Annotated in this window: 13 protein-coding genes and 1 tRNA gene; 7 read left to right on the top strand and 7 right to left on the bottom strand. The window is 74.5% G+C overall.

The window, feature by feature from the left end:
- The first annotated feature begins 78 nt into the window (after window positions 1-78).
- Entirely contained in the window at window positions 79-2,193 is a 2,115-nt protein-coding gene (locus MNZ29_RS12740; protein WP_242338747.1) for a S9 family peptidase, read from the top strand.
- Window positions 2,194-2,249: 56 nt separating this feature from the next.
- Here MNZ29_RS12740 and MNZ29_RS12735 read toward each other — a convergent pair whose 3' ends face one another.
- Genes MNZ29_RS12735 through ttcA form a run of 4 tightly spaced genes read right to left on the bottom strand, consistent with a single transcriptional unit; the run spans window position 2,250 to window position 5,951 of the window.
- Entirely contained in the window at window positions 2,250-3,191 is a 942-nt protein-coding gene (locus MNZ29_RS12735) for an EI24 domain-containing protein (protein WP_242338745.1), read from the bottom strand.
- The gene (locus MNZ29_RS12730) at window positions 3,188-4,357 is read right to left on the bottom strand and encodes a phosphopentomutase (protein WP_242338743.1); all 1,170 of its coding nucleotides are present in this window, start codon (window positions 4,355-4,357) and stop codon (window positions 3,188-3,190) included. The genes MNZ29_RS12735 and MNZ29_RS12730 overlap by 4 nt, the downstream gene beginning before the upstream one ends.
- Window positions 4,358-4,392: 35 nt before the next feature.
- Window positions 4,393-5,073, bottom strand: a complete 681-nt coding sequence (gene deoC / locus MNZ29_RS12725) for a deoxyribose-phosphate aldolase (protein ID WP_242338741.1) — start codon at window positions 5,071-5,073, stop codon at window positions 4,393-4,395.
- Window positions 5,070-5,951, bottom strand: a complete 882-nt coding sequence (gene ttcA, locus MNZ29_RS12720; RefSeq protein WP_242338740.1) for a tRNA 2-thiocytidine(32) synthetase TtcA — start codon at window positions 5,949-5,951, stop codon at window positions 5,070-5,072. Before ttcA ends, deoC begins: the two co-directional genes overlap by 4 nt.
- 125 nt (window positions 5,952-6,076) lie before the next feature.
- Between ttcA and MNZ29_RS12715 the strand changes: the two genes are divergently transcribed.
- Window positions 6,077-6,352 carry a TIGR02300 family protein gene (locus MNZ29_RS12715; protein WP_242338738.1) on the top strand — a complete coding sequence of 92 codons (276 nt, stop codon included), beginning with the start codon at window positions 6,077-6,079 and terminating at the stop codon, window positions 6,350-6,352.
- Window positions 6,353-6,371: 19 nt separating this feature from the next.
- Here MNZ29_RS12715 and MNZ29_RS12710 read toward each other — a convergent pair whose 3' ends face one another.
- Entirely contained in the window at window positions 6,372-7,058 is a 687-nt protein-coding gene (locus MNZ29_RS12710) for a carboxypeptidase regulatory-like domain-containing protein (protein ID WP_242338736.1), read from the bottom strand.
- Between the two features lie 190 nt (window positions 7,059-7,248).
- Between MNZ29_RS12710 and cyoE the strand changes: the two genes are divergently transcribed.
- From cyoE to MNZ29_RS12690, 4 genes are read left to right on the top strand one after another with little or no spacing between them, the layout of a single operon-like run.
- Window positions 7,249-8,139, top strand: coding sequence for a heme o synthase (cyoE, locus tag MNZ29_RS12705; protein ID WP_242338734.1), 891 nt, complete (start codon window positions 7,249-7,251; stop codon window positions 8,137-8,139).
- Window positions 8,140-8,147: 8 nt separating this feature from the next.
- Window positions 8,148-10,043 (top strand): ABC transporter ATP-binding protein/permease, encoded by a 1,896-nt coding sequence (locus MNZ29_RS12700; RefSeq protein WP_242338733.1) that lies wholly within the window; start codon window positions 8,148-8,150, stop codon window positions 10,041-10,043.
- Window positions 10,040-10,471 (top strand): DUF420 domain-containing protein, encoded by a 432-nt coding sequence (locus MNZ29_RS12695; RefSeq protein WP_242338731.1) that lies wholly within the window; start codon window positions 10,040-10,042, stop codon window positions 10,469-10,471. Before MNZ29_RS12700 ends, MNZ29_RS12695 begins: the two co-directional genes overlap by 4 nt.
- Window positions 10,472-10,516: 45 nt before the next feature.
- The gene (locus MNZ29_RS12690) at window positions 10,517-11,209 is read left to right on the top strand and encodes an Ig-like domain-containing protein (RefSeq protein WP_242338729.1); all 693 of its coding nucleotides are present in this window, start codon (window positions 10,517-10,519) and stop codon (window positions 11,207-11,209) included.
- Between the two features lie 227 nt (window positions 11,210-11,436).
- Here the strand turns inward: MNZ29_RS12690 and MNZ29_RS12685 are convergent, their stop codons facing one another.
- Entirely contained in the window at window positions 11,437-13,704 is a 2,268-nt protein-coding gene (locus tag MNZ29_RS12685; protein WP_242338727.1) for a tetratricopeptide repeat protein, read from the bottom strand.
- A 109-nt stretch (window positions 13,705-13,813) separates the two neighbouring features.
- Between MNZ29_RS12685 and MNZ29_RS12680 the strand changes: the two genes are divergently transcribed.
- Window positions 13,814-13,889, top strand: a tRNA-Ala gene (locus MNZ29_RS12680).
- A gap of 51 nt (window positions 13,890-13,940) precedes the next feature.
- On the opposite strand, the gene MNZ29_RS12675 is transcribed toward MNZ29_RS12680, so the two are convergent.
- On the bottom strand, window positions 13,941-15,143 hold a 1,203-nt coding region (locus MNZ29_RS12675), incomplete at its 5' end, for a mechanosensitive ion channel family protein (RefSeq protein ID WP_242355471.1).

Genomic DNA, 15,143 nt, shown 5'->3' with positions numbered 1-15,143 from the left:
CGGGCGTCACCGCCCGTCCGGGTCCCTCGACGGAAGCCGCGGCGGTCGCTAGAACGGGCGCCATCCTAGGGAGGCCCCATGACCCGGCGGCTCGCCTCGAAGCTCCTCCTCGCCGTCACCGTCGCGACCCTCGGCTGTGCAGGGACGCGGCGTGACGGCGCCGCCGCGGCCGCCGCGCCCGGAAAGGCCGGCGCGCCAGCGGCCGCCGCCGCGCGGCGCGAGGGCCTGCCGCCCATCGTCGACCGGGAGCTCATCTTCGGTGATCCGGAGATCTCCGCCGCGCAGCTCTCGCCGGACGGAGCGTGGATCGCGTTCCTGAAGCCGCTCGACGGCACGCGCAACGTCTGGGTGAAGCCGGTCGACGCGCCCTTCGAGCAGGCGAAGCCGGTCACCGCCGACCAGGCGCGTCCCATCCCGGCGTACTTCTGGAGCTGGGACTCGCGGTTCATCCTCTTCGTGCAGGACCACGCGGGCGACGAGAACTACAACGTCTACGCGGTCGATCCGCGGGCGGCGCCCGCGCCCGGCGCGAAGGTGCCGCCGGCCCGCGGGCTCACCGATCTGAAGGGCGTTCGCGCCGAGATCTACGAGGTCCCGAAGGCGCGGCCCGGAGTCGTGTACGTGGGCCTCAACGATCGGGACGCCCGGTGGCACGACCTGTACGAGGTGGAGATCGCGACCGGCAAGCGGACCCTGCTCCGCCGGAACGAGCAGCGCTTCGTCTCGTGGACGTTCGACCTCTCCGGCCGGCTCAGGCTCGGCACGCGCGTGACCGAGCGGGGCGACACCGAGATCCTCCGCGTCGATCCCGCCGGGATGCAGAAGGTCTACGGCTGCACGGTGCTCGAGGACTGCTCCGCCGCTCGCTTCGATCCGGACGGGCGGGTGTACCTCGTCACCAACGGCGGCGCGGGCGACCTCCTCCGGCTCTCCCTGCTCGACGTCCAGACCGGGGTGGAGGAGGTCCTCGCGTCGGACCCCGAGAAGCGCGTGGACCTCAAGGCGCCGGTGTTCTCCGAGGCGACCGACCGCCTCGTCGGAGCCGTCTACGACGACGAGCGGCTGCGCTTCCGCTGGAGCGACCCCGGCTACCAGGCGGACCACGCCGCGCTGCAGGCCCGCTTCCCGGATCGCGACGTGCTCATCCAGTCCACCACCCGCGACGACCGGCGCTGGCTCGTGTCGGTGACGGCCGACGTCGAGCCGGGCGAGGTCTACCTCTTCGACCGCACGACGAAGGCGGTGACGAAGCAGTACCGCCTGCGCGAACGGCTGCCGCGGCAGGACCTCGCGCACATGCAGCCGATCCGCTACCCGTCGTCCGACGGGCTCGAGATCCCCGCCTTCCTGACCCTGCCCGCGGGCGTGCCCGCGAAGGCGCTGCCGCTCGTCGTCTTCCCGCACGGCGGGCCGTGGTGGCGCGACAGCTGGCGGTGCCACCCGTTCGCGCAGTTCCTCGCGAACCGCGGGTACGCCGTCCTCCAGCCGAACTTCCGCGGCTCGACGGGCTACGGGAAGCGGTTCCTCGACGCCGGAAATCTCCAGTGGGGCGACAAGATGCAGGACGACCTCACGTGGGGCGTCCGGTACCTCGTCGCCCAGGGCGTGGTCGATCCCAGGCGCGTCGGGATCATGGGCGGCTCGTACGGCGGCTACGCGACGCTCGCCGGCGTGACGTTCACGCCCGACCTCTACGCCGCGGCGGTGGCGATCGTCGCGCCGTCGAGCCTCATCACCTTGCTCGAGACCATCCCGCCCTACTGGGAGGCGGGCCGCATCGTGTTCCACACGCGGATGGGCAACCCGACCACGCCGGAGGGCCGGGCGCAGCTCGAGCGGCAGTCGCCGCTGAATCACGTGGCCGCCATCCGCACCCCGCTGCAGATCGTGCAGGGGGCGAACGATCCGCGGGTGAAGAGGTCGGAGTCGGACCAGATCGTCGTCGCGCTGCGCGAGCGCGGGTTCCCGGTGGAGTACCTCGTGGCGCCGGACGAGGGGCACGGCTTCCAGCGGCCGGTGAACAACATGGCGGCCTTCGCCTCCGCCGAGAAGTTCCTCGCGAAGCACCTGGGCGGCCGGTTCCAGGAGGACATGCCCCCCGCGGTGGCGCAGCGCCTCCGCGAGATCACCGTCGATCCGGCGAGCGTCGCCGCGCCGCAGCGCGCCGCGCCGGCGGCTGCCCCGCCGAGGTGACCCGCGAGCGCCGCCGCGTCCCCGCGACCCTTGGGCGCGCGGCGCCGCGGACATGGTCAGGATCCGGGCGGCGTCTCCGCGTCGAGCCTGCCGACGGCGGCCGTCGACGCGACGATCGCGATCGCGCGGAAGAACAGCCCGACGACGGGGATGACCAGGACCGCGCCGACCGCGACGCCCAGCCCGAGCGTCTCGAATCGGTGGCGCTCCGTGAACGCCACCTCCTCGCGCCACGGACGCGTCAGGCGGTCCAGGAACCGCGCCAGCGCCGAGAAGGGCCGCAGGACCCACGCCGCGCGCCCGGCGCGGGCGAGCAGGCGGGAATACCAGGGCGAGGGCCCGCCGGTGCGCGGGCCGGAGAGGACCTCGATCGGCAGCTCCAGCGCGTCCACGACGAGCCAGTAGAAGGCCCACGCGCCCGCGAGCAGGGTCGCCTCGAGCGTGCCGAACGGCAGGATCCGCACGAGGATGAGGAGAGGCGCGATGCCGATCGACACCACGATCGCCTGGCGCAGCGCCTTGGCGCTCTCGGCGACCACGAGGCGGACGTAGCCGACGTCGGCGAAGGCGTCCTCGCCGGGCGGGAGCCCGAGCGCGCGGCGCGCCTCGAGGGCGACGCGCAGCCAGAGCCGCTGGAGCAGCGTCGGAGGCATGGAGGCGAGCGCGACGAACGTGACGAGGAACGCGTGGAAGGTGCCCGCCGGATCCGGATCGTCGGCGCGGGCGGTGGCGAGCGTGGCGAGAAGCGCGCACCCCGCGAAGGTGATCGCCGTCGGCACGAGCGCCGCGCGCCGGAGCGCCGGGTCCCCGGCCACGAGCCGCGCCGCGTGGAGCACCTGCGCGACCCCGTAGAGCGCGCGGTCGAGGCGCGAGACGCGCGGGGCGGCGGCGGGGTTCGACGCGTACCAGGCGATGGCGCGAGCCGCCGCGCGGGGACCGTCGAGCGGCGGGGGCGCGAGAGGGTCCTCCGGGGGAAGCGTCGAGCCCGCCCCCGTCACCGCGCGAGCTCCCCGAGGAAGCTCTTGCCCGTCTCGTGCCGCACGCCGAAGAAGTCCGAGACGGTCGCGCCCAGATCGGCGAACGAGCCGCGCGTGCCGAGCGCCCCGCCGCCTCGTCCGGGCGCGTGGACGACGAGCGGCACGTACTCGCGCGAGTGATCGGTGGAGGGGGTGGTGGGATCGCAGCCGTGGTCGGCGGTGATCGCGGCGACCTCGCCGGGGTGGAGCTTTCCGAGGATCCGCGGCAGGGTCCGGTCCAGCTCCTCGAGCGCGCGGGCGTAGCCCACGGGATCGTTCCGGTGCCCGTACAGCATGTCGAAGTCGACGAGGTTCACGAACACGAGCCCGTGGTCCACGCGGTCGAGGAGCGCCTCGGTCTTCGCGAGGCCGTCCGCGTTCCCGGCCGTGTGCACCTCGTCGGTGATGCCCCGGTGGTCGAAGATGTCCGGGATCTTGCCGACCCCGAACACCGGCACGCGCGCGTCGACGAGCTTCTCGAGGACGGTCGGCCCCGGCGTCGCGAGCGCGAAGTCCTTGCGGTTGTAGGTCCGGACGTACCTGCCCGGCGTGCCGACGAACGGGCGGGCGATGACGCGCGCCACCTTGAACGGATCGAGGATGCGTCGCGCCGCGCGGCACCAGGCGTACAGGGTCTCGAGCGGGACCGTCTCCTCGTGCGCCGCGATCTGGAACACCGAGTCCGCGGAGGTGTAGACGATGGGCTTCCCCGTTCGCTGGTGCTCCTCGCCCAGCTGCTGGATGATCTCCGTCCCGCTCGCGGCCACGTTCCCGAGCACCCCCGGCGCGCCCGTCTCCCGCAGGAAGGGCTCCAGGATCTCGGGCGGGAAGCCGTGCGGGTGAAGCGCGAGCGGCTCGGAGAGGACGATCCCCATCATCTCCCAGTGACCCGTGATGGTGTCCTTGCCCTTCGAGCGCTCCGCCATGCGGCCGTGGAAGGCGACCGGCGAGGGCTCCGGCGGCACGCCGAGGATGGAGGTCAGGTGCCCGAGCCCCATGCGGCCCATCACCGGGAGGGCGAGGCCTCCGACGGCGCGGCTCGTGTTGCCGAGGGTGTCGGAGCCCTCGTCGCCGTACTCGCGCGCGTCGGGGAGCGCGCCGCAGCCCACGCTGTCGGCGACCAGGATGACGAAGCGGCGTCGGTCCATGCCCGGATCCTAACCGGCCGGCGCCGGCGCGACGCTCAGAACGTGCCGAGGACGATGTCCACGCAGGCCGAGGCGCCGACGCGGCTCGCCCCCGCGCGGATCATCGCCAGCGCCTGCGCGGCGCTCCGCACCCCGCCCGACGCCTTGACCCCGAGTGCCCCTCCCACGACCGCCCGCAGGAGGGCGACGTCCTCGACGGTGGCGCCGCCGCCGCCGAAGCCGGTGGAGGTCTTCACGTAGGAGGCGCCGGCGCAGCGCGCGAGCGCGGCGGCGACGACCCGCTGGTCGCGCGTGAGCTTCGAGGTCTCGAGGATCACCTTCACCGGGACCCGCGCGGCGGCGACCACGCCGCGGAGATCCTCGAGCGCCGCCTCGTACCGCCCGGCGAGCACCGCCGGCAGCGGGAGCACGACGTCGATCTCCTCGGCTCCGGCCGCCGCCGCCGCGGCGGCCTCCGCCGCGCGGGCCGCCGGAGTCCCCTCCCCCCGCGGGAAGTCGGCGACCGCGATGGGCTGGACGGCGGTGTCGGCGAGGAGGAGCCGCACCTGCGGGATGTGGGCAGCGTGCACGCAGACGCCGGCGAACCCGTAGGCCCGCGCCTCCGCGCAGACGCGCGCGACGTCGACCTCGGTGGCGCCGGGGGCGAGGAGGGTGTGGTCCAGGTACGGCGCGAGGTCGCGCGGCGTCCGGATCGTCGCGGGGTCGACGGTCCTCATCGATCCTCGCTCGCGCCCGCGAGCTTCACGAGCCCGCTCGCCTCGCCGGGCGCCTCGTCCACGCCGCAGCCGTCCTCGTCCTCCTCCGCGTCGAGCCAGGGATCCTTGCCGGTCGCCGCCGCCACCTTCCCGGCCAGGTCGCGATCGAGGAGGTGCGAGGGGACCACGCGCTTGAGGGCGTGGAGGAGGTTGCCCTTCACCGCGGCGTGCTCTGCCGAGAGCTCCGCGATGAGCCCCTTCACGCGCTTGCGGCGCAGGTTCGGCTGCGAGCCACACAGGTCGCACGGGACGATGGGGAACTGCATCGCCGCGGAGAACGCCGCGATGTCCTCCTCGGCGGCGTACGCGAGCGGACGGATGACCACGTTCCTGCCGTCGTCGGAGCGGAGCTTCGGGGGCATGCTCTTCAGCGCGCCGGAGTAGAGCGCGCTCAGGAGGAGGGTCTCGATGAGGTCGTCGCGGTGGTGGCCGAGCGCGATCTTGGTGCAGCCCATCTCGGCGGCGGCGTTGTAGAGAACGCCCCGGCGCAGCCGGGAGCACACCGGGCAGGTGGTCTTGCCCTCCGGGACGAGCCGGCGCACGACCGAGTAGGTGTCGCGGTGGAGCATCCGGTACGGGACGCCCACCGACTGGAAGTGGCGCTCGACGATCTCGGCGGGGTATCCCGGCTGCCCCTGATCGAGGTTCACCGCCACGAGCTCGAAGTCGATGGGCGCGCGCTCACGCATCCGCATGAGCAGGTGCAGCAAGGTGTAGGAGTCCTTGCCGCCGGAGACGGCGACCATGATCTTGTCGCCGTTCTCGATGAGGTCGAAGTCGCGGATCGCCTCGGCGGCCGCGCGCAGGAGCCTCTTCTCGAGCTTCGACAGGTCGTGCATCGGGCGGACTCTATAGCAGCGATGCGCCGGCGTGCGCACCCCGGGGCCCCCGGAGATTTTCGTTTGACGCCACCGTCGGCCCTGCGATAAAGGCGCGGGTTCCGACAGGAAATATCGAGGGGAGCATGCCTGCGAAGGACCTGGGCACCAAGCACATCTGCTTCAAGTGCGGCACGAAGTTCTACGACCTCAAGAAGCCGGAGCCGCTCTGCCCGAAGTGCGGGGCGGACCAGCGGCAGAGCCCGGCCTTGAAGTCGCCTGCGCCCTCCGAGCGCCGCCAGCGGGCGGCTGCCCGTCCGGTCGAGCCGGAGCCGGTGGAGGCGGACACCGAGCTCGACGAGGAGGTCGAGGAGGCGGAGCCCGACGAGGACGTCGCCGCCGAGGACGAGGACGAGCCGTAGTCCGCGGCGGGCCCGGCGACTACGGGTACGCGATCTCCAGCGTCGCCGGCCCGCTCGCCGGGACGACCACGGTCGCGATCTTCTCCCCCAGCACCTCGTGCCACGCGATCGCCGTGTAGCGGCCCGGCGGCACGCCCGCGATCCCGAAGCGCCCCTCTCCGTCGCTCACCGCGTGGTAGGGCGTGTCCACGACGAGGATCCACGCGCTCATCCAGGCGTGAACGTCGCACCCGACCCTCACCGGGCCCGGTCGCGCGAGCGTCCGCTCCACGCGCTGCCCGGGGCCCGGCATCGGCACGTTGAACGTGGTCGCGACGCCCGACCAGCCGTGCACGTTGTGGAGGATGGGGTCTCCGTTCAGGAGCGCGAGCGTGGAGCCGACGGGGGCCGCCTGCACGTGCGGCACGAACCGGCAGCCGCGCTGGTCGAGGGTCACGGCGCGCGGCTCCTCCTTCGCGCCGGGGGCCACGATCCGGACCACCACGTTCGCGAGCCCGCCCTTCCCGACGAGCACCGACTCGTCGGGCGCGGCCTCGCCGCAGGCGGCGCGGTCCTTCGTGACGGGCTGGGCGGGCCGCGGCGGCGGCGTCGCGCCTGCGTAGCGCACCTGCCCGCGGAGCTCGCCCGCACGAGCGAGCGCGGGCACGAGGGAGGCGGCGGCGAGGAGCAGGCTCGCGGCGACGAGGAGCGGACGGGGAGCGGGCATCAGGGCAGGGGTCCCGGGCAGAGGTGCGACGGAGCGAATAGCCGCCCCGGGGCCCGGCGGCAACGGGCGCGTGCTCCCCGGTCCGGTGATCTTCCGCCACGGCGGCCGGCCCCCGAACGCGACGTTGACCCCCGGGCGAGCCGTCGCTAGGTCCCACTCGCCTGCACTCTCGCAGGCCCCCGGGACCCTCGTGACGATCGCCACCGCCCCCGCCCGCGCGCGCCCCTCCCCCCTGCAGGTCGCGAAAGACGTCCTCCTCCTCGCCAAGCCCCGCCTCTCGGGGCTCGTCATCCTCACCAGCGCCGGCGGGCTCGCGCTCGCGCCGGGCGACATCGGCGCCGCCCGCGCCGTCCTGACCGTCCTCGCGACGGCCGCGGTCGTGGGCGCCGCGAACGCCCTCAACTGCTGGATGGAGCGCGACATCGACGCGCGCATGCGTCGCACCCGCGACCGGCCGCTCCCCGCCGGACGCCTCGACCCGTTCACCGCGCTCGGGCTCGGGATCATGGTCCCGGTCTTCGCGCTCCCCGTGCTCGCGCTCGTCGCGAACCCGCTCACCGCCGCGCTCGCGTTCGTCGCGATCGTGACCTACGTCGCGATCTACACGCCGATGAAGCAGCGCTCGACCCTGGCGCTCCTGGTCGGCGCCGTCCCGGGCGCGATCCCGCCGCTCATGGGCTGGACGGCCGTCACCGGAGCGCTCGACGCGGGCGGGCTCGCCCTCTTCGCCCTGCTCTTCGCCTGGCAGCTCCCGCACTTCCTCGCGGTGTCGCTCTACCTGCGCGAGGACTACGCGCGCGGCGGCCTGCGCGTCTTCTCCATCGTGCACGGCGAGCGGGCGACCCGCGGGTGGATCGCGGCGACCTCGGTCGCGCTCGTGCCGGTGTCGCTCGCGCTCGTGCCGCTCCAGGTCGCGGGGCGGCTGTACGGCGCCTTCGCCGCCCTGCTCGGGCTCGCGCTGGCCGGGTACGCGCTCGCGGGGGTCGGGCGCGAGGGCGGCCGCTGGGCGCGGAACTTCTTCCTCGCCACGATCCTCTACCTGACGCTCCTGTTCGTCGCGCTCTTCCTCGGCGCGCGCTAGCGATGCGCGTGCCCGCCGCTCGCCCGGCCACTCCGCCCGCGCGCCTCGCGATCGAGGGCGTCGCCGTGCGGCGCGGCCACCGCGAGGTCCTGCGGGGCGTCTCGCTCGAGGTGCGCCCGGGCGAGATCTTCGGCCTGCTCGGGCCGAACGGCGCCGGGAAGTCCACGCTGTTCGCCATCCTCGCCGGCCTGCTCCGCCCCGACGCGGGGCGGTTCCTCCTCGACGGGCGCGCGATCGCCCCCGGCGCGCGGAGCCTCCGCAGCGCCGCCGGGATCGTGTTCCAGGATCCCGGCCTCGACGGGAAGCTCACCGCCGCGGAGAACCTCCGGCTGGGCGCGGCGCTCCACCGCGTCCCGCGGCGCGAGGTGGGCGCGCGCGTCGCCGCGCTGCTCGAGGAGGCGGCGCTCGCGGACCGCGCCCGGGAGCCCGTCGACCGGCTCTCCGGCGGGATGCGGCGCCGGCTGGAGCTCGCCCGCGCGCGGATCCACGAGCCGCCGCTGCTCGTCATGGACGAGCCGACGAGCGGGCTCGACGCCGCGGCCTTCCGGGCGTTCTGGGCGCGGGTCGCCGCGCTCCGCCGCGAGGCGGGGACGACGGTGGTGCTCACGACGCACCGTCCGGACGAGGCCGAGCGCTGCGACCGCCTCGCGGTGCTCGCGCGCGGCCGGATCGTGGCGTGCGACACGCCCGAGGCGCTCCGCGCCCGCGTATCGGGAGACGTGGTCGTCGTCGAGGCGGACGACCCGGAGGCGATCGCCGCGGACATCGGGCGGCGCCTGGGGCTCCCCGCGCGTGTCCGCGCCGACGGCGTTCACGTCGAGCGGGAGGCGGCCCACGAGCTCGTGCCACGCATCGTGGAGGCGTTCCCGGCGGGGAGGCTGCGCAGCGTCTCGGTCCGGCGCCCGACGCTCGCCGATGCATACCTCGCCATCACGGGCGAGGCGCTCGAGGAGCAGCCCGCGGCAGAGGAGGACGCGGCCGGACGGACGGACCGGAGGAGGGCGGTGCGCGCGGTCCCGGCTGCGACCTCGACCGCGACCTCGACCTCGACCTCGACCCCGACCGCGACCGCGACCGCGACTCCTAGGCCGGTCCCCCGCGCCCCCGGCCTCCCCATCCTCCGCGCCCTCGCCTTCGATCTCGCCACGGTCGCCGTCCTCGCCCGGCGCGACCTCGTCCGGTTCTTCCGCCAGCCGTCGCGCCTCGTGGGGGCGCTCGGGCAGCCCGTGATCTTCTGGCTCGTGATCGGCTCCGGCTTCGGCGAGACGTTCCGGATGCCGGGCTCGAGCGTGCCGTACCTCGCCTACTTCTTCCCGGGCGTCGTCCTCATGGTCGTGCTGTTCGCGTCGATCTTCACGACCGCCTCGGTGATCGAGGACCGGCACCGCGGCTTCCTCCAGTCCGTGCTCGCCGCGCCCGGCTCGCGCGTCGCGCTCGCCGTCGGCAAGACGCTCGGCTCGGCCGCGGTCGCGCTCACGCAGGCCGCGCTCTTCCTGGCGCTCGCGCCGCTCGCCGGCTTCGGGTACGCGAGCGTCCACTGGCCGCTGCTCCTCGGGGCGCTCGCGCTCGCCGCGGTCGCGCTGGCCGCGCTGGGCTTCGCCGTCGCGTGGGGCCTCGACAACGTGCAGGGCTACCACGCGATCCAGATGACGCTGCTCGTGCCGCTCTGGGTGGTGTCGGGCGCGATGTTCCCCGCCCCCTCGGGCACGGGCGCGCTCGCCGCGGTGATGCGCGCGAACCCCCTCGCCTACGCCGTCTCCGCCGCGCGCCGCGCCCTCGGCGGCCCCGCGGCGCCGGGCGCGCTCGCGGGCTCCGGCGCGCGGGACCTCGCGGTCTGCGCGCTCTTCACCGCCGCCGCCCTCGCGCTCGGCGCGCTCGCCACCCGGAGGGCCCCGCGATCATGAGCCTCGGCGAGGTGCTGCCCAGCGTGAACGCCACCCTGAACGGCCTCGCGTTCGTCCTCCTCCTCCTCGGCTACGTCGCCATCCGCCGGGGCCACCGCGAGCGGCACCGGGCGCTCATGCTCTCCGCCTGCGGCGCGTCCGCGCTGTTCCTCGTCGGCTATCTCACCCGCATCGCGCTCACGGGCACCCACAGGTTCCCCGGCGGGGGCCCGCTCCGCGCGGCGTACCTCGCGGTGCTCACGAGCCACACGATCCTCGCGGCCCTCGCGGCGCCCCTCGTCCTGCGCACGCTGTTCCTCGGCCTCCGGGCGCGCTTCCCGAACCACCGCCGGATCGCCCGCTGGACGCTGCCGATCTGGATGTACGTGTCGGTGACCGGCGTGGTCGTGTACGTGATGCTCTACCACCTCGCCCCGCGGGCCGGCTGAGCCGGGAACGCGTCGCGGGGCTCGCGCTGCGCTAGCATCGCAGCCATGCGCGTCCGCTCCCTCCTCGCCCTCCTCGGCCTCCCGCTTCTCCTCGCCGCCTGCGAGAAACCCGCCCGCGTCGACGTGGAGCCCACCTCGCTCCGCTTCGGGCTCCGCGGCCAGACCGCGCCGCTGCACGCGACGCCGCGGCTTCGCGACGGCAAGCCCGTGCCGAAGGAGGCCTGCCGCTGGTCGTCCTCCGACGAGAAGGTGGCGACCGTCACCGGCCCCGCCAACGATGCGATCGTCACCGCGGCCGGACCGGGAACCGCGACGATCCGCTGCACGATCGGCGAGGCGAAGGGCGAGGTCCCGGTGATCGTCCGCGTGGTCTCGCGCATCGCCGTGAAGCCCGCCTCGGTGGAGGTCCGGATGGAGGACGAGCCGCGGCCCGTGGCGCTGCAGGTCGAGGCGTTCGACGACGCCGGCGCGCCGGTGCTGGGCCGCGTCGCCTACACCCGCTGCGCCGACGAGGGCGTCTGCCGCGGCGACGGTCGCGGCCAGCTCTGGGGAGTGAGCGCCGGCAGCTCGACCGCGATCGTCGAGGTCGAGGGAGCGCGCGCGGAGATCCCGGTGAAGGTGGTGGACGCCCGCACGGCGGAGGGAAAGCCGAAGCGCGTGACCGGGAACCCGATGGACGCCATCGAGAAGGAGGTCCGGCAGCGGGAGGCGGAGGAGGCGAAGAAGAAAGGAAAGTGAGGAAGGGCGCGGCGGCGGGGCGACCCCGGCCGCAGCACTGAGTCCGACCCCGACCTCGCCGTCGACAGCGACCTCGACCCCGACCCCGACCTCGACCTCGACCTCGTCGTCGACCCCGACCTCGACCGGCCGGCTCGGTCTCGACCTCGCCGACGCGCCGTCCAGAAAGCAATCGCCCCGCCCGCTTCGCGCGGACGGGGCGAACGGGGCTCCGAAAGCGGAGGAGGCTACCTCGAGAGCGCCGCCGCCTCGCTCGCGTGCGAGCCGCGCGGGCAGAGCTTCGCGTACGCGCCGAGCCGCTGCTTCGCGCGCTCGGTGCGCTGCACGTCCGCCTCGAGCTTGCCCGAGCCCCACAGCGCCTCGCAGCTCGCGGGATCGCGCTCGAGCGCCTTCTCGTAGAGCTCGACGAGCACCTCGCGCTTCGCGCCGCGGGCGCGCTCCGCCTCGGCCATCTCCACGTAGGCGACCGCCGCACCGCCCGCGCCGCCCTGGCCGTACTCGTCGATCGCCTGCGTGAGCTCGACGAGCGCGCCGGGGATGTTGTCCTTCGCGCGGTGGAGCTTCGCGAGCGAGACGCGCGCGTCGGGGAACGGGCGGCCGAGCTGGATCGCCTTCTCGTACTGGCCACGCGCGAGGTCGGCGTCGCCGGCGGCGCGGTAGGCGTCGCCGAGCAGCAGCGCGAGGCGCGGGCTCTCGCCCACGCGCGCGACCGCGCGCTTCAGGGTCTCGAGCGCCTGCTGCGCGCCGCCCTCGCGCGCGAGCTGCGCGCGGACGAGGTCGGCGTAGAGCGACACGCGCTGCGGATCGATCGACACGGCGCGCTGGAGCGCCTCCACCGCGCCGGCGGCGTCGCCCTCGCGGAGCTTCCGCTGGCCGACGAGGTGCGGGATCTCGGGGCTCGAGGGATCGAGCTTCGCCGCCTGCGCCTCGGCCGCGGCGGCGTCCGTCGCCTTGCCGGACGCGGCGAGCACCGCGCCGCGCAGGGCGTACGCGAGCGCCTGCTGCGGCCGCGACGCGGCGGCCTGCGGCGTGAGGACGAGCTCCGCCGCCTTCCCGCCCTCCTCCACCTGGCCACGGGCGACGAGCACCTCCGCCTTCCCGAGGATCGACCAGACGTGGTCCTTCTGGATGCGGAGCGCGTAGTCGTAGAAGCCGGTCGCCGAGAGCTCGTAGCCCTCGCCGCGGCGGCGGAACTGCTCGCCGAGCAGGTACGCGATGCGCACGTCGCCGGGGCTCGCCTTCTGCGCCTTGCCGAGCACGTCGCGGGCGCCGTCGAGGTCGCCCTCGCGCAGCAGGATCGCGCCGAGCACGCCCTGCAGGAACGGGCTCTGGTTGCCCTCGCCGCCCTGGAGCACGGCGTTCACGACCTCCTTCGCGCCGGCGGCGTCCCCGCCGTACAGCTTCAGGTACGCCTCCGCCGCGACGAGGTGCGAGTGGCGCTGCCCGAGCTGGCGCGCCGCGTCGACGTGCTTCACTGCCTCGGCGCGGATCGCGTCGCCGTCGCCGTGCTCGCCCGCGCGGAGCGCGTCGACGTAGGCGAGGAACGCATGGCCGGCGATCGACTTGTCGTCGTGCTCGAGGATCTGCTGGAGCTTGCCCGCGGCCTCGACGTAGCTCGCGTGCGCGTCCTTGTCGAGCAGCGGCAGCGTGTCCTTGAGGAGCCGGTCGATCGCCTCGATCCGCTCCTTCCGCGCGCGGTTGAAGAGCACCCAGCCGCCGAGCGCCACCGCGAGCACCATGAACAGCGCGACGGTGGTCACGAACGTGCCGCGCTTCGCCCGCTTCCGCGGCGCCGCGCCGGGCGAGAGCTGGAACTCCTGCGTCGCGTACTTGTCGGCGAGCTCCTGGGCGTAGACCGCGCCGCGGGCGCGTGTCGCCGGAACCGGCGTCGGGGTGGGGACCGGGACGTCCTCCTCGAGCATGGACGCCGCCGGGCGTGCCGCGGTCACGCGGGCGGTGGTCGCGGCCGGACGGCCCAGGGCGGGCGGCGCGACGCGCGGGGCCACGGGCGGCGCGTCCGGCCCCGTACGGGGCCCGGCCGGGGGCGCGGCGGCGGGAGCGGGTCTGGCGACGGCGCTGATGCCGTACTTCTGGAGCATCTCCCGGATCTCGGGATCGTTGGGCGCGGCCTCGGCGGCACGGCGCAGCGCCGCCTCGCCCGCCTCCCGCTCGCCGAGCCGGAGGTGCAGGCCGCCGGCCATGCGCAGCGCCGCCACGAAGGTCGGGAAGGCGGCCAGGACGCCCTGGAGCTCCTCGAGCGCCTTCCGGTCCTTCCCCTGATCGGCGTAGACCTGCGCGAGCAGCACGCGGGCCGAGGGGTCGTCCGGATGGGCCTTCACGCCCTTCTTGCAGACGACCATCGCCTCCATGTACCGGCCCATGGCGAGGTAGGCCTCGGTCAGCGGGCGGTACGCGTCGGAACCGGGATCCGCGGCGAACGCGTGCTCGAGGGCGGAGAGCTCGGCGGGCGTGAGTTGCTTGGCGGGGTTGGGCATGGGGGCGGGTCGGGTCTAGCAAGGGTACCCGGGCGAGTCAAACGGTGCTTGACACGTCCCGGGCGCAGCCGCTATGAAGCGCGTCCTCGACGGCGACGAAAGTTTTCGTGGGGCTGTAGCTCAGCTGGGAGAGCGCTAGAATCGCACTCTAGAGGTCGTCGGTTCGATCCCGATCAGCTCCACCACTCCGAGAGGGCCCGGCGGAAACGTCGGGCCCTCTCCCTTTTTCACTCACATCATCGGCGCTCTCCCGACCCGCGCGCACGCGCGGGTCCGCCGCCGGCGCCGTCCACGAGGTGGAGCGTGCGCGTCGGGAAGGCGAACGAGGTGCCCGCCCGCTCCACCACCTCCATGAAGCCGAGGAGCAGGTCCTGGCGGATGGCGGTGAACTCGCCGAAGTCCGCGGTCTGGAACCAGGCCACCACCTCGACGTTCAAGGCCGACTCGCCGAGCGCGGTGAAGCGGACCGAGACCGCGTCCGGCCAGATCTTCGGGTGCGCCCGCAGGAGGCCCTCGATCCCGGCGAGCACCTCGCGAAGCTGCGCCGCCGTCGTCGCGTAGGCGAGGCCGAGGTTCGCGAGGAGCCGGATCCGGTCGCGGGGGGCGAACGTCTCGGTGCGCAGATCCGCGAGCTTGCCGTTCGGGATCGTCACGATCGTGCGGTCGAGCGTCCGGATGCGCGTAGAGCGCATCCCGATGTTCTCGACGGTCCCGAGGACGTCCTCGACCTTGATGAAGTCGCCGGTCCGGAACGGCTGGTCCACGCCGATGGAGAGCGAGCCGAAGAGGTTCTCCACCGTCTTCTGCGCCGCGAGCGCGAGCGCGATGCCGCCGATGCCCAGGCCGGCGAGCAGGCTCGCGACCTGGAACCCGAGCTCGTTCATCACGGCGACGACGCCGAGGGCGAGCAGCACCACCTTGGAGACCTTGCGGCCGACCGGCAGCATTCCCGCGAGGCTCGGGCTCGCCCGCGTCCAGGGGGACGCCGCCATGACCGCGAACGCCACGTTCACGGAGCGGAATCCGGCCCAGAAGAACGCGAGGTAGGTCGCGGCGCGGAGCAGGTGGTGCAGGACGAGCTCGGGGCCCTCGGGGAGCGCGAGCCAGGACTGGAGGACCGTCACGACCGCGATCGCCCACAGCGCGGTGAGCGGCGCGGCGACGCGCTCGAGGAGCACGTCGTCCCAGGTCGTGCGCGTGCGCGCCGCGAGGTGGCCGAGGACGAGGCGCGTGAGCCAGCCGAGCAGCGACCCGAGGATGACCGCGAGGAGGAAGAGCGCGGGGAGCGCCAGCCACTGCCACCAGAGCAGGCCGCGAGGACCCTCGGCGAGCAGCGGCGCCGGGAGGTGCTCCTCGAAGAACGGGCGCGCCGCCTCGCGCTCGACCGCGGCGCGGGCGGCCTGCGCGGCCCGCTCCGCGCGGGCGGCGCGCTCCGCGGC

Source organism: Anaeromyxobacter sp. SG64, from assembly GCF_022690745.1.
Lineage (GTDB): Bacteria > Myxococcota > Myxococcia > Myxococcales > Anaeromyxobacteraceae > Anaeromyxobacter > Anaeromyxobacter soli.
Note: the sequence above shows the minus strand (reverse complement) of the source record. Positions and strands in the feature narration are given on the sequence as shown.